The organism is Brevibacillus sp. LEMMJ03, assembly GCF_007197875.1.
In the GTDB taxonomy this organism is placed as follows: Bacteria; Bacillota; Bacilli; order Brevibacillales; family Brevibacillaceae; genus Brevibacillus; species Brevibacillus thermoruber.
Window position 1 is genome coordinate 1 of record NZ_VKJN01000110.1, and the last position, 390, is coordinate 390.

At 43.1% G+C, this 390-nt stretch carries 1 pseudogene; it reads left to right on the forward strand.

Annotated elements, in window-relative coordinates:
- Nucleotides 1–279: pseudogene (locus FOI68_RS23025) on the forward strand (protein translocase subunit SecDF); the annotation flags it as partial.
- Nucleotides 280–390: the final 111 nt, after the last annotated feature.

The window sequence follows — 390 nt, forward strand, 5'->3', positions numbered from 1 at the left end:
ACGGTTGACGATTTAAAAGATGTCGTCAACAAAGCATTACAACAAACATTCGGACGCTCTGTAAATACGGTTTTAACCGTTATGTTTACCGTTGTCGCACTTTTATTGTTCGGTAGTGAAGCGATTCGCAATTTCTCATTCGCATTGCTTGCTGGTTTAATTTCCGGCACATATTCTTCGCTTTTCATTGCTGCACAGCTGTGGCTCATTTGGAAAGCAAAGCAATTGAAAAAAGGAAAGCAAAAACGCGACCAACTAGAAGCAGAACCAGAAGTATAACGTCGTGGCGCATGCCGCGACGTTTTTTCGTGGCGTGAATAGGATACACTAAAAAAAACAAAAGGGAAAGGAAGCGAATGGGGTGAATGAACAAGCGCGCTTTCGCCAAGC